Below are 13,805 nucleotides of genomic sequence, written 5' to 3' on the forward strand. Positions count from 1 at the left end.
CGGGCACACCGAGCCTAAGCGAGGTGCCGAGTGGTGGGGCAAGAGCGTTTTGCTTAATTTTGCGCTTTTCAAAAGTGAGCCGCTGTAAGAGCGGGACCAATAGTGGCCGTTACCCAAATAACGGATATGTACTCGGTCTGACCCAGCATCCTGATCGGCCCTGAGGCCGCCATCGGGAGCAAGCCCCCTCCCACAGTTTCGGCGTCGCACCAAAGTTGTGAAGATACCTATGCTTACCGGGCGCAAGTCCCTCCCACAGTTTGATCAGGTAAATACTCACCTGCCTTCGTTCAAACGCCTTTGGTCGACGGCAGCAGTACCGTCAAGATGCCCACCAACGGCAGGAACGAGCACAGTTTGTAGACGTATTCGATCCCGTGGTTATCGGCAAGCAACCCCAGCAACGCTGCGCCAATTCCGCTGAAACCGAACATCAGGCCGAAGAATATCCCAGCGATCATGCCCACGTTGCCCGGCACCAGTTCCTGGGCAAACACCACAATGGCCGAGAACGCCGAGGCGATGATGAAACCGATGACCACGCTGAGTACGGCGGTCCAGAACAGGTCGACGTAGGGCAGGGCGAGGGTGAACGGCGCGGCGCCGAGGATCGAGAACCAGATGACTTTCTTGCGGCCGATCTTGTCGCCGATCGGGCCCCCGGCGAAGGTGCCGACCGCCACCGCGCCAAGGAACAGGAACAGGTACATCTGGGAGCTGGCCACCGACAGCTGGAATTTTTCAATCAGGTAGAAGGTGAAGTAGCTGGTCAGGCTGGTCATGTACCAATACTTGGAGAACACCAGCACGGCCAGAACCACCAGGGCGAAAGTCACGCGGCCTTTGGACAAGCCATGGGTCGCCTGGCTGCCCTGCTTGAGCTTGAACAGATTGAGATGGTGACGGTACCAGCGGCTCAAGCCATACAGCACCAGGATCGCGAACACCGCAAACAGGCCGAACCAGGCGATATGGGTCTGGCCGTAGGGAATGATGATCGCTGCCGCCAGCAAAGGGCCGAACGCGCTGCCGGTGTTGCCGCCGACCTGGAAGGTCGACTGCGCCAGGCCATAGCGCCCACCGGACGCCAGGCGTGCGACCCGCGAGGTTTCCGGGTGGAAGGTCGACGAGCCGACACCCACCAGCCCCGCCGCGAGCAGAATTGCCGGGAAGTTGCCGACAAACGCCAGCATCAAAATACCGATCAAGGTGCACACCATGCCCGCCGGCAGCAGCCAGGGCTTGGGGTGGCGGTCGGTGTGATAGCCGATCCACGGTTGCAGCAGGGAGGCGGTCAACTGGAAGGTCAGGGTGATCAGGCCGACCTGGGTGAAGCTCAGGCCGTAGTTGGCCTTGAGCATCGGGTAGATCGACGGCAGTACGGCCTGGATCAGGTCATTGATCATATGCGCCAGGGCGCAGGCGCCGAGGACGCGCATGACCAGAGGGCTTACCTGGGGTGTCGTGGTGGCAGCGGCGGGTGTCGCGGTGAGGCTCGACATGCGGGCATTCCATACAAGGCAGCGAACAGGGGCAGACAGTACTTTAGCTGGCAGCCATTTCTAATTGTTTCGAAAGCTATGCTAAATTCGAAGAAAATGCCTGTCTCGCGAAATTCGGGCATAAACCATCGCAAAAAGGGCGAAACAATCAAATCCCTAGACAAATTTCTCCAAGAGATCGATGAAGGTGATTGGGCCGTCATCAGTTCGGCCACCGATTATCCGGAAAACTGGGTGATCCCGGAACACAGTCACAACAAGCATCAACTGCTCTATGCCATTGGCGGGGTGATGGTGGTGTATTCGGCGCTGAATCAATGGACGGTGCCACCCAACCGTGGCTTCTGGATGCCGTGCGGGCAAGTCCATTCGCTGCGATGCGTGGGCACGTTGAAGATGCGCAGCGTGTTCGTGCGCCCGGACAGCTTCCCGAACTTGCCAGCCGAGCCGAAGACGGTGACGGTTTCGCCGCTGTTGAGTGAACTGATCAAGGCCTCGGTGAGCCTGAAGCCGCCGTATGCCGAGGACTCACGCGATACCAGGATCATGCACCTGATCCTCGACGAACTGGCGATCCTACCGGACTTGCCGTTGTCCCTGCCGCAGCCTGCCGACCCGCGCCTCAGCCAGATTTGCCTGGCGTTGCAGGACGAACCGGGGGATGCCTCCACCGTCGCCGATTGGAGCGCGCGCCTTGGGCTGGATCAAACCACCATTCAGCGCCTGTTTCGCAAGGAAACCGGCATGACCTTCGGCCAATGGCGCCAGCAGGCGCGGCTGCTGCTGGCGCTGGAGCGCATAGCGGTAGGGCAGAAGATTATCGACGTGGCATTTGAACTGGGTTACGAAAGCCCCAGCGCCTTTACCAGCATGTTCAAGAAACAGTTTGGCAAGACGCCGAGTCATTTTTTCAGGTAGCACCGCTGATAACACGAGCTTGCACAGCACGGCGTGACGTCAGGCAGGCGAGCAGGGTGGCGACTACCAGCAAGCCGGCACTGAGTTCAAAGGTGGCCTGGTAGCCGCTCAGGTCGAACGCCACGCCGCCGACGGTGGCGCCGGCAGCAATCGCCAATTGGATGATAGCCACCATCAATCCGCCGCCGGCTTCGGCGTCATCGGGCAGGGTTTGCGCCAGCCACGTCCACCAGCCTACAGGTGCGGCGGTTGCCACCAGGCCCCAACTGCCGAGCAATAGCGTGGTTATGATCGTTGAATGGCCCCATTCCACCAGCGCAAGTGCGAGGCCTGCCATGATCAGCGGGATGGCAATCAGTGTCGGGTACAGGTTGTGCTTGAGGAAACGTTCAATCAAAAACGTACCGGCCAGGCCTGCCAGGCCAAGCACCAACAGCATCAACGACAGCGTAGAAACCTCAACCCGCGTGACGCTTTCCAGAAACGGGCGCAGGTAGGTGAACAACATGAACTGGCCCATGAAGAACACGCTGACGGCGAACATGCCCAAGGCCACCTTGGGGTTTTTCATCAGGCGCAAGGCATTGGCGGTTTTCGCCTCACCCTGGTTTTTCAGCGCGGGCAGGCTGGCGAGCAGCCATACCAGTGCAACCACCGCGACCGGCACCACGCAGAAGAACGCACCGCGCCAGCCGATGATCCCGCCGAGAAAGCTGCCCAGCGGCGCGGCGATCACCGTTGCCAGCGCGTTGCCGCCGTTGACGATGGCAAGGGCCCGCGGTATCTGCGCTTGCGGCACCAGGCGCATCGCCGTGGCCGCCGACAATGACCAGAAGCCACCAATCGCCACGCCAATCAAGGCTCGGCCGAGCATGAACACCAGGTAATTGGGCGCGAACGCTACCACGGTGCCGGAGATAATCATCAGCAGCGTCAACGCCATCAACAGGCGCTTGCGGTCCACCCGCGTAGCGATCGAGGCGATCACCAGGCTGGTGAGCAGGGCAAACACCCCGGATACGGAAATGCCCTGGCCAGCCTGGCCTTCGGTGATGTGCAGGTCGGCGGCCAACGGTGTCAGCAGGCTGACGGGCATGAATTCGGAGGCGACCAGGGCGAACGCGGCGAGCGACATCGCCAGCACCGCGCCCCAACTGCTTTTGGTAGGTGTATCAGACATGGCGTAAACCCGTTAATGCGTAATGGCCTGCGCATTTTCCGGATCAAACCCCATGCTCCATAGTTCGATTCGCCAGATTACTTGCCTGATCCTCTGAGTCTCGCGGTATACCTGGGACTCGCGAGGCGTGCGGGAGTAAAGTTGCGCAAAGAGGCAAAAGAGTCCGTTATGAGCATCCACCCTGCGTCCCTGCAAACCCTCGCGCACTCCATCGAGTCGCGCACCCCGTCGCCCGGCGATTACCCCATGCCGATTCCCGGGCTGGGGTTCTATCGGCGTGAACAACCGGCCGCGCCTGTGGTGTGCATGGTCGAACCGTGCATCGTGCTGGTGGTGCAGGGCCAGAAGCAATTGTGGGCCGGTGGTGAGGGTTACCCCTACGACAGCTCGCGCTTTCTGGTGACGTCGCTGGACATTCCGGCCAACTCGGAGGTGCTGGTCGCCAGCCCCGAGCAACCCTGCCTGGGGCTGACGTTCAAACTGGACTTGCGCATGTTGGCCGAGTTGATTGCCCAAGGTGATCTGCCGCCAACCCGAGAGCGTGCGGTGCTGAAAGGCGTGGGTATCGGTACGGTCACCGACGGTATGCTCAGCGCATTCGCTCGTCTGGTCGCGTTGCTTGAGGAGCCTGAAGCCATTCCGGTGCTCGCCCCGTTGATCCAGCGTGAGATTCATTACCGCCTATTGAAAAGCGACCAGGCTGGCCGCCTGCGCCAGATCTGTTCGGTGGACGGGCAGGGTTATCGGATTGCCAAGGCTATCGATTGGTTGAAATTGAATTTCGATGCGGCGCTACGCGTGGAAGAATTGGCAGCGCGGGTGCAAATGAGCGCGGCGACCTTCCACCATCACTTCCGGCAACTGACGGCGATGAGCCCGCTGCAGTACCAGAAATGGCTGCGCTTGAATGAGGCGCGGCGCTTGATGTTGAACGAGCACCAGGACGTGTCCAGCGCAGCGTTCAAAGTGGGCTATGAGAGCCCGTCGCAGTTCAGTCGTGAGTACAGTCGCTTGTTTGGCGTGCCACCCAAGCGCGACATGGTCGCCCTGCGGGGCAGGGCGGGGGTTACTGATCCGGGGCCAGGTTAGCGTAGAAAATGCAGCCGATCAGCCGCGCAAACAGGCTCAGGGTTTCAGGCAGGTTGGGGTCATCGAACAGCATTGCCCGTGAGTCCAGCGCACACAGCGCGCCGAACAGGCGCCCATCGGGCAGAAAGATCGGTGCACCGGCATAGCTTTCGATGGCGTATTGCTTGACCACCGGGCGCGAGGCAAAGCGGCCGTTATGGCTGATCTGCGGGATGAACAGGGCTTGAGGGTCGATGCAGAACTCACTGCACAGGGTGGTTTCCAGGTCGAGTACGTCGTCGACATTGATGCCCATTTGCAGAGGGTCGTAGGCCGAACACACCACCCATTCCAGGTCGGTGAATTTGGCAATGCCGGCAAATCTCATCCCGGTCAGGCGCGTGACCAGCTTGAGGATATTGGTAGTCGCTTCGATTTCTGCGATAGCGGCGCGTTCGTCTGCGCTGAGTAACGATTGTGCGGTGACGCTTGAAACCATGCTGGGCACTCCAGTGGCGTGGTCGCTTGGCGCGACCACGCACAGTCAGGTCTTAGTTAATCCGTGGATGCTGCTGCACCAGGTTTTCACGCTTGGCTTGCAGCGCGGCAATCTCGGCGTCGATGTCTTCGATCTTCTGCTCGATGTTGTCGTGATGCTCCTGCAGCAGTTCTTTGGCTTCTTCCATGTCGGAAGCCGCCGGGGCCGCGCCGCGCAGTGGCTTGTTGGCGGTTTCTTTCATGGTCAGGCCGGTGACCAGGCCAACCACGGCAAACACCATCAGGTAGTAGGCGGGCATGTACAGGTCGTTGGTGCTCTCCACCAGCCAGGCGACGACGGTTGGCGTGACGCCGGCGATCAGCACCGAGACGTTGAACGCACTGGCCAGGGCGCTGTAGCGCAAGTGCGTTGGAAACATTGCTGGCAAGGTCGAGGCCATCACGCCGATAAAGAAGTTCAGCACGATCGCCAGGATCAGCAGGCCGCTGAAGATCAAGCCGGTCTTGCCGCTGGTGATCAGCATGAACGCCGGGATCGACAGAAACAGCAGGCCGATGCTGCCGGCGATGATGAACGGCTTGCGGCCGATCTTGTCGCTGACAAAGCCAATGAATGGCTGCACGAACAACATGCCGACCATGATCGCGATGATGATCAACACGCCGCTGTTTTCGGCGTAGTGCAGGTTATGCGACAGGTAGCTGGGCATATAGGTGAGCAGCATGTAGTACGTCACGTTGGTCGCCGCGACGATCCCGATGCAGGTCAACAGGCTGCGCCAGTGTTTGGTGGCGATTTCCTTGAACGAGACTTTAGGGCCGTGGCTCAGGCCTTCGCGGTCGCCCTGTTCAAGCTTGTCGACATGCTGCTGGAACGCTGGAGTCTCTTCCAGTGCGTGGCGCAGGTACAGGCCGATGATGCCCAGGGGCAGGGCAAGGAAGAACGGCAGGCGCCAGCCCCAGGATTCGAATTCCGCTTCGCCGAGCACGGTGGAGATCAGTACCACCACACCCGCGCCGAGGACGAAACCGGCAATGGAGCCAAAGTCCAGCCAACTGCCGAGGAAGCCGCGCTTGCGGTCCGGGGCGTATTCGGCCACGAAGATTGACGCACCGGTGTATTCGCCGCCTACCGAGAAGCCCTGGGCCATTTTGCACAGCAGCAGCAGGATTGGCGCCCAGATGCCAATGGAGGCATAGCCGGGGATCAAGCCGATGGCGAAGGTGCTCAGGGACATGATCACGATGGTGGCAGCGAGGACTTTTTGCCGCCCGTACTTATCTCCCAAGGCACCGAAGAACAGACCGCCCAGTGGGCGAATCAGGAAGGGCACCGAGAAGGTACCCAATGCGGCGATCATTTGTACGCTGGGGGACGCATCGGGGAAGAACACCTTGCCCAGCACATAGGCGACAAAGCCATACACGCCGAAGTCGAACCATTCCATGGCATTGCCAAGGGCGGCGGCGGTGATCGCCTTGCGCATCTTGTTGTCGTCGACAATGGTGATGTCTTTCAAGCCGATGGGTTTGACGCGTTTTTTCCGTAGTTTCATGCGGGCCACTCTAAAGCTGAACGGGGAGGTGCCATCGCTACGATGGCACCGCTCTGTCAGTTCAGATACAAGTGGACACGAAAAAATTCACCGCATCGGGTGTTTTTTCTCGCATTAGCGAAAATATCGTGTGAGTGCCCTCGCGGCGACGTGCAAATCGACGCCTCAACCAAATTTAAATGTGGGAGGGGGCTTGCCCCCGATAGCAGTGCTGCCAGACGCTTATTTATTAACTGACTCACCGCCATCGGGGGCAGGCCCTCTCCCACATTGGGTCGTCGCTGCTTTAAGCATTTCATTCGCTTAACTGACTGCGGCGACGATAGCGATATTGGCTAAACTCCGCTCGCAGCCTCATGCCGCAAATAGAGACGTCATTTGTATGCCAAACCGCCATTCACGCCTCATCTACCGCCAACCACGACTGGCAGATGTCCAGCGGTTGTTTGCGATCTTCGGTGATCCGCAGACCAATCTGTTCAACCCGGACGGGCCCATGCCCGATCTTGCGACGGCCCAACGCTTGTTGGCTCACTGGATGGAGCAATGGGCCACTCACGGCTACGGCTGGTGGGCGATTGCCCGTAAAGAAGCGCCCGAACACATCATCGGGTTTGGCGGCATTGCACCGCTTAACTATTTGACACATCGACGCATCAACCTCGGTTATCGCTTTGCCGTCGAAGCCTGGGGGCAGGGCTACGCCACCGAGGTGGGCCGTGACGCGTTGGAGCTGGCTTTTGTAACCTTGGGTTTGCCCGAGGTTTTCGGTCTGGTACGACCCGATCATGCCGCGTCGATCCGCGTACTGGAGAAGATTGGCATGCAGCCCTTCGGCCTGCTGGACGACGTACCTGGCCAGGCACCCAGCCTGGTGTTGCGGGTTTGTCATCCTACAACCGCTGGCGCCTGATATTTTTCATACGTACGTAATTGCTCGATAAACGGCGCTTGTTCCGATTGACACTGCGCAGGCGTCCCGATATAAAAGTCACAGTTGTACGACGACATATGACGTTACATGTGTCCTACCTAACAAAAATAAAAAAGTGATGCCATGAATCTGAACGAGCCCATCAGTGCCTATCGTGTCGGCCAGGCGGTCGGCAGCTATCGCTGGACGATCTGCGCGATGCTGTTTTTCGCGACCACGGTCAACTACCTCGACCGTCAGGTGCTGAGCCTTTTGGCGCCGCAACTCTCGACACAATTTGGCTGGAGCAACACCGATTACGCCAACATCGCCGCGGTGTTCCAGTTCGTCTACGCGATTTCCATGCTGTTTGCCGGGCGGTTTGTCGACAAGATCGGCACCAAGGCCGCGTATGTGGTGGCGATCGGCATCTGGTCCACTGGGGCGATCATGCATGCGTTTTCGGTGCCGATGGGCGAGGGCATTGCGGCGGTCAGCAGCGCTGTCGGCCTGGTGGTGATTCCGGTGTCGATTGCCGGGTTCATGCTGTCGCGTGCCGTGTTGGCGATCGGCGAAGCGGGTAATTTCCCTATCGCGATCAAGGCCACCGCTGAATATTTTCCCAAGAAAGAACGCTCACTGGCTACCGGCATCTTCAACTCCGGTGCCAACGTCGGCGCGATCCTGGCGCCGATCTGCGTGCCGTTGATCGCAGGCTGGTGGGGTTGGGAAGCGGCGTTTATGGTCATTGGCATGTTGGGGTTTGTGTGGGTGGCAGTCTGGGCCGCCGTGTACGAAAAACCGGAACAGCAAAAACGACTGTCCGCTGAAGAACTGGCCTACATCCGCAGCGATCAGACCGTACAGCCTTTCACTCCTGAGCCTACGGGCGCCAACGCAAAGAAAGTCTCCTGGTTCAAACTGCTGACTTACCGCCAGACGTGGGCGTTCGCCTTTGGCAAGTTCATGACTGACGGTGTGTGGTGGTTTTTCCTGTTCTGGCTGCCCACCTATCTGTCGGCGCAATACGGCATGAAAGGCGCCGATATCGTCATGCCGCTGGCGGTGCTGTACAGCATGACCATGGTCGGCAGCATCGGTGGCGGCTGGTTCCCGAGCTACTTCATGGCGCGCGGCGATGCACCTTATGACGGGCGTATGAAAGCCATGCTGGTGATTGCGCTGTTCCCGCTGGTGGTGTTGCTGGCACAGCCTCTGGGTTACCTGAGCTTCTGGGTACCGGTGTTGCTGATTGGCGTGGGGGCCTCGGCGCACCAGGCGTGGTCGTGCAATATCTTCACCACCGTGTCCGATATGTTCCCGCAGAAAACCGTGGCCTCGGTGGTCGGCATTGGTGGCATGGCCGGGGGCCTGGGCGGTGTGGTCATGACCAAGATCGGCGGTTGGGTGTTCGACTACTACAAGTCTGTCAACGACATCCACACCGGCTACATGATCATGTTTGCCATCTGCGCCCTGGCTTACCTGGTGGCCTGGAGCGTGATGAAGGCATTGGTGCCCCGTCACAAGGAAATTACTGATCTTTAGGGGCCGCTTCAGGCAACCGTAGAAACGCCATCAGCGCGGCAACGATGGCTTCTGGTGCATCTTCTTGCACCAGATGCCCGGCATGGGGGATACGCAGGTAGCGTGCCCCGGCCAATCTGCCAGCGAGTGCATCGCCTTGCGCCAGCGGGATCCACCGGTCTTCTTCACCCCACAGCAGCAGCACCGGGCAGCGGACGCTGGCGAGTTGATCTTCTATCGCATCGGTATAACGCTGATCCATTTGCACGATCTGTCGGTAAAAGGCGGCCTGGCCAATCTCGCCTGTCCATGGCGTGACATAAGCTTGCAATACCTCGGCAGGCAGCGACTTGAAAGCGGCGCCCTGAAGATAGGCACGCACGATCGCTTGATGGATGTATGCCGGCGCATCGCTGAAGGCCCGTTCATGTTGACGCACATGCTGAATCAGCGGCGAACCCCAGGGCGCCAGGGCAACGGGATCGATCAGGGTGAGGCTGGCGTAGTTGCAGCCATCCAGCAGATGCGCGCGCAGTGCCGTGGCACCGCCGAAATCATGGGCGAGTAGATGAGGACGTTCCAGGCCCCAATGTTCAAGCAGTGCGGCCAGCAAGGTGTTTTGCACGCCGAGGGAGATGTCCTGCCCCGGCGCCTTTTGCGACTGGCCGTAGCCGAGCAGGTCGTAATAGAACACTCGACAGTGCTGGGCGAACAATGGCGCGATGCGTCGCCACACATGAGCAGAGAAAGGCGTGCCATGCACCATCACCAAGGCCGGGCCCTGAGTGCCGAGTTGGCCCCAGCGCACCGACTGCCCGTGAAAGTCGAAAGTTTCGCGCAGTGCCAAGGCATCACTTGCGTGGGTCATGATTGAATCTCTCCTAAAGCATCGTGGGTTGTGACGGTCTTTACGTCCGCCAGGATGATACGAACTGTCATTACTACGCCGATCAATACCGCGGCCAGGCCCGCTGTTTCCATGGGCGTTGGCCAGCGCTGGTGAAACCACAGGCCCAGCAGGCTGGCGAAGAGTGATTCGAGGGCAATCAACTGGCCGCTCAATACCATGGGCAGGCGCCGCGTCGCGGCGTTCCAGGCCCAGGCGCCGACGACGGTGGACATCATGGCGATCACCAGGCTCCAGGCATACAGCGGCCATGCCTGGCTCCAGCCAGCGCCAAGGGTGGGCAACCGCAACACGCCCAACACGTATAGCCACGGGAGGATGATCAGCGCAGCGGCACCGGCCCCCACTAGCATCAGGGCGGTCCACACACCTGTCACCTTGGCCGGCAGGTGCGCCAGTTGCTGTTGGTTGAGCACGCTGAACGCCATCCATAAGGCGACGGCGCCCAAAGAAAAAAACAGACCGGCCAACCAGGAGCCGCTGCCCGAAGAGGGCTGGTGCAGACTGCTGATATTGACCAGTAACAGCCCCACCGAGAGACTGAGCAACGGCATAACCAGTTGACGCCACTGCAGGGTTTTATCGCTGGCGTTGCCTATCAGCGCCAGCAGCACCGGGACCATCCCGACAAACGCTGGCGTCAGCACCGGGCCACCGACGATCACGCCGCCTGCAATGCAAACGCCGTAGCCCAGGCAACCCAGTGCGCCCAGCAGTGCCGCGAGCAGGCACTGGCCATGGCTGAGCATCCGCAGTTGCGCTCGACACACAATCATCCAGACGATGCCCAGCCCGCCGGCTATCAGAAAGCGCACAGCCATCAGATCGTAGAGGCTGTAGGCCCCGGTGACGTAGGGCGCAATGAAGTTCAGTGCCCAGCCAAGGGTGGCGACCACCGCGCATATCACGCCGGTAAAGACTGAAGCTTGGGAAGTGCTCATCAGGCTGATCCATGAAGTAATGGATCCATGGTGCCCAGCCGCACGGCTGTGCTACAAACGAGTTCTCGGCCCTTGATGCATTACCTCAGATTATGAATCTACTTGGCAAAACCTTACCGCCCCTCGCCAGCCTGTTGCCGTTTGAAGCCGCTGCGCGCCTGGAAAGTTTTTCCAAGGCGGCCGATGAGCTGCACATCACCCAGGCGGCTGTCAGCCGGCAGATTCGCGGGCTGGAAGATAACCTGGGGGTGAAACTCTTTAGTCGGCGCAACCGTGCGGTGTTCCTGACGCAAGAGGGGCGTGAATTGGGGCGGGTGGTCAGTGCCGCGTTGCAAAGCATCAGTGATGGCGCGACTCAGCTGCGCACGGCGCCGCAACGCAATCGGGTGGTGCTGTTGTGCCAGTTGTGCGAGGCGTTTTATTGGTTGATGCCGCGCCTGTCGACCTTCCACCAGCAATACCCGCAGGTCGAGATCCAGGTGGTGACCTGTACGCGGCCCATCACGCAATTCGAGGGCCACTTCGATGTCGCCCTGCAAAGTACCCGGCGCGCCAGTGGTGCCCATACGCTGATGTTTACCGCTTCTGATGAAGTGTTTCCGGTGTGCAGTCCCGCCTATCTGTGCCCGCAGCAGCCGTTACCGCTCGGTGAGTTACAGCCTTGCACCTTTTTGCACCATAGCTCTGAGCCTCCGCACTTGATGGAGTGGGATGAGTGGCTGCAGGTGTTCGGGCGGGTGTTGGCCAAAGATGCGCGCAGTGCCACCTTTGACAGCTACCCGCTGATGTTGCAGGCGGCGGTGGAAGGGCACGGTGTTGCGATGGGCTGGCGTCGCACCGCCAGCAGGCTGATTGACAGTGGGGCACTGGTGCGCCCCTGTGCTGAAAGCGTGTTTCTGCCGGAGGCTATTTCGGTGTACAGGCAGCATGGGGCAAGCAGTCGGGAGGAGGTGGCTGCGTTGCTGGCCTGGCTTGAAGCGCAATTGCACAAGGACGACTGACAGGGGCGTCGCCGCCCCTGTCACACCCGGTTATTTATTACGGGTGACGCGCCAAAGGGTATTGGCCAGGTCGTCGGCAATGATCAACGCACCTTTGGGGTCCACCGTCACGCCCACCGGGCGCCCACGGGTCTTGCCGTCGTCACCACGAAAGCCGGTGGCGAAGTCGATGGGCTCGCCCGCCGGCTTGCCATTGCTGAACGGCACAAAGATCACCTTGTAGCCCACCGGCGCGTCGCGGTTCCAACTGCCGTGCTCGCCGACGAACACACCCTCGGCGAATTTTTCACCCATGGCCGGGATGGAAAAGTCCACCCCCAGCGCGGCCACATGGGAACCCAGGCTGTAATCGGGCTTGATCGCCGAGGCTACTTTGGCTGGGTTCTGCGGTTGTGCGCGTGGGTCGACGTTCTGGCCCCAGTAGCTGTAGGGCCAACCGTAGAAGGCACCTTCGCGCACTGACGTCAGGTAGTCCGGCACCAGGTCGGGGCCGAGTTCATCGCGTTCGTTGACCACCGTCCACAGTTGCCCGGAGCCCGGTTGGATGGTCAGTGCCGTGGGGTTGCGTAGCCCGGTAGCGTAGGGTTTGTGCGCGCCAGTGGCCGCGTCGATCTGCCAGACCATGGCGCGGTCAATCTCCACTTCCATGCCGCGTTCGGTGATGTTGCTGTTGGAGCCGATGCCCACATACAGCTGGCGCCCGTCATCACTGACCGCCAAGGACTTGGTCCAGTGGTGATTGATCTGCGCCGGCAGGTCGGTGACTTTGACCGGTGGCGCACTGGCCTTGGTCTGGCCGTCGGCGTAATCGAAACGCACCAGCGCGTCCTGGTTGGCCACATAGAGTTTGCCGTCGGCGTATGCCAGGCCATAGGGGGCGTTGAGGTTGTCGGCGAACACAGTCTTGAGTTCATAGGTGCCGTCGCCGTCGGCATCGCGCAGCAGGGTAATGCGGTTGCCGCCTTTGACCTTGGTGTTGCCCTGCGCCTTGATCACGCTGGCAATCACGTCCTTGGGCTTGAGCTTGGCCGCACTGCCGCCACGGCCTTCGGCTACGAGGATGTCGCCGTTGGGCAACACCAGAGTTTGGCGGGGGATTGCCAGGTCGGTGGCGATGGCGGTCACGCTGTAGCCTTCGGGCACCTTGGGCTTTTGTTCGCCCCAAGGCGTGGGCTCGGCGATCTTCATGCTCGGCAGCAGGCTGCTTTGTTGTTCGGGCAGCTTGGGATCGGGGCCGCGGGCTTGGGTCTTGTCACCTTCGCCGCCACAGGCACTCAGCAACAGGGCAGCACTGAGCACGGTCAATGTGTTGAGTGGTTTCATCGGGCAGCTCCTGAGCGCAGGTTGGTCAAGCCGATCCAGGTGGCGATGATCGCCAGGGCGGTGACAATCGCCGACAGCACCAGGCCGGTGGGCATCATGGCGTACGCGTCCTTGGCGTGTTGGAAGGCATTGATCAGCCCGAGTACCCAAGTAGCCAGCAACAGCAGGAAATACGCCACGGGGCGCCCGCCCTTGTGTTCGGCACGCACCAGGTTGACCAGCGCAAACAACAGGGCAAAACCACAGAACACCAGCGCCCCGGCGATCAGCCAGGAGGCGAAGTTGGCCCATTGGATCTGGTAACTCTGGCCGTAGGCGATATCACTGAGCAAGGCGCCGAGAAACAACGGCACGGTGCCGGCCAGTAAGGTCCCATGCAGCGGGCCAGGTCTGACGACGGGGTAGGTGGGTAGGGTAGTCATGTCGGTGGCGGCTCCTTATCGTTCTGCACCCTGGACTCAGGGCGCGCTG

13 protein-coding genes are annotated in these 13,805 nt (G+C 60.4%); 5 read left to right on the forward strand and 8 right to left on the reverse strand.

Annotated features, from left to right (window positions below; genetic code table 11):
- Nucleotides 1–290 precede the first annotated feature (290 nt).
- A complete protein-coding gene (locus E4O97_RS03700) occupies nt 291–1,502 on the reverse strand; it encodes an MFS transporter (protein WP_078821240.1) in 1,212 nt (403 codons plus the stop codon).
- Nucleotides 1,503–1,598: 96 nt separating this feature from the next.
- On the opposite strand from E4O97_RS03700, the gene E4O97_RS03705 reads away from it, so the two are divergent.
- A complete protein-coding gene (locus E4O97_RS03705) occupies nt 1,599–2,420 on the forward strand; it encodes a helix-turn-helix transcriptional regulator (RefSeq protein WP_032880875.1) in 822 nt (273 codons plus the stop codon).
- Here E4O97_RS03705 and E4O97_RS03710 read toward each other — a convergent pair.
- On the reverse strand, nt 2,413–3,600 hold the full coding sequence (locus tag E4O97_RS03710) for an MFS transporter (RefSeq protein ID WP_148853942.1): 1,188 nt from the start codon (nt 3,598–3,600) through the stop codon (nt 2,413–2,415). The genes E4O97_RS03705 and E4O97_RS03710 overlap by 8 nt on opposite strands.
- 168 nt (nt 3,601–3,768) lie before the next feature.
- Between E4O97_RS03710 and E4O97_RS03715 the strand changes: the two genes are divergently transcribed.
- A complete protein-coding gene (locus tag E4O97_RS03715; protein ID WP_223018875.1) occupies nt 3,769–4,689 on the forward strand; it encodes an AraC family transcriptional regulator in 921 nt (306 codons plus the stop codon).
- Here E4O97_RS03715 and E4O97_RS03720 read toward each other — a convergent pair.
- Nucleotides 4,667–5,167 (reverse strand): GAF domain-containing protein, encoded by a 501-nt coding sequence (locus E4O97_RS03720; RefSeq protein ID WP_032880879.1) that lies wholly within the window; start codon nt 5,165–5,167, stop codon nt 4,667–4,669. The genes E4O97_RS03715 and E4O97_RS03720 overlap by 23 nt on opposite strands.
- 52 nt (nt 5,168–5,219) lie before the next feature.
- On the reverse strand, nt 5,220–6,722 hold the full coding sequence (proP, locus tag E4O97_RS03725) for a glycine betaine/L-proline transporter ProP (RefSeq protein WP_005787944.1): 1,503 nt from the start codon (nt 6,720–6,722) through the stop codon (nt 5,220–5,222).
- Between the two features lie 382 nt (nt 6,723–7,104).
- On the opposite strand from proP, the gene E4O97_RS03730 reads away from it, so the two are divergent.
- The gene (locus E4O97_RS03730) at nt 7,105–7,635 is read left to right on the forward strand and encodes a GNAT family N-acetyltransferase (RefSeq protein WP_248160854.1); all 531 of its coding nucleotides are present in this window, start codon (nt 7,105–7,107) and stop codon (nt 7,633–7,635) included.
- A 144-nt stretch (nt 7,636–7,779) separates the two neighbouring features.
- Nucleotides 7,780–9,183 (forward strand): MFS transporter, encoded by a 1,404-nt coding sequence (locus tag E4O97_RS03735; protein WP_248160855.1) that lies wholly within the window; start codon nt 7,780–7,782, stop codon nt 9,181–9,183.
- Here the strand turns inward: E4O97_RS03735 and E4O97_RS03740 are convergent.
- Together E4O97_RS03740 and E4O97_RS03745 are read right to left on the reverse strand one after the other, a co-directional pair.
- The gene (locus tag E4O97_RS03740; RefSeq protein WP_248160856.1) at nt 9,170–10,030 is read right to left on the reverse strand and encodes an alpha/beta hydrolase; all 861 of its coding nucleotides are present in this window, start codon (nt 10,028–10,030) and stop codon (nt 9,170–9,172) included. The two genes, E4O97_RS03735 and E4O97_RS03740, sit on opposite strands and share 14 nt — an antisense overlap.
- Nucleotides 10,027–11,010 carry a DMT family transporter gene (locus E4O97_RS03745; RefSeq protein WP_248160857.1) on the reverse strand — a complete coding sequence of 328 codons (984 nt, stop codon included), beginning with the start codon at nt 11,008–11,010 and terminating at the stop codon, nt 10,027–10,029. The genes E4O97_RS03740 and E4O97_RS03745 overlap by 4 nt, the downstream gene beginning before the upstream one ends.
- A 92-nt stretch (nt 11,011–11,102) precedes the next feature.
- On the opposite strand from E4O97_RS03745, the gene E4O97_RS03750 reads away from it, so the two are divergent.
- The gene (locus E4O97_RS03750; protein WP_248160858.1) at nt 11,103–12,011 is read left to right on the forward strand and encodes a LysR substrate-binding domain-containing protein; all 909 of its coding nucleotides are present in this window, start codon (nt 11,103–11,105) and stop codon (nt 12,009–12,011) included.
- Nucleotides 12,012–12,041: 30 nt separating this feature from the next.
- Here E4O97_RS03750 and E4O97_RS03755 read toward each other — a convergent pair whose 3' ends face one another.
- Both E4O97_RS03755 and E4O97_RS03760 read right to left on the reverse strand, forming a co-directional pair.
- Entirely contained in the window at nt 12,042–13,334 is a 1,293-nt protein-coding gene (locus E4O97_RS03755; RefSeq protein ID WP_032880887.1) for a sorbosone dehydrogenase family protein, read from the reverse strand.
- Nucleotides 13,331–13,756: a DUF2231 domain-containing protein gene (locus E4O97_RS03760; RefSeq protein ID WP_005787957.1), complete on the reverse strand. Its 426-nt coding sequence runs from the start codon at nt 13,754–13,756 to the stop codon at nt 13,331–13,333. Before E4O97_RS03760 ends, E4O97_RS03755 begins: the two co-directional genes overlap by 4 nt.
- Between the last annotated feature and the right edge of the window lie 49 nt (nt 13,757–13,805).

Source organism: Pseudomonas sp. W15Feb34, from assembly GCF_023127765.1.
Lineage (GTDB): Bacteria > Pseudomonadota > Gammaproteobacteria > Pseudomonadales > Pseudomonadaceae > Aquipseudomonas > Aquipseudomonas synxantha_A.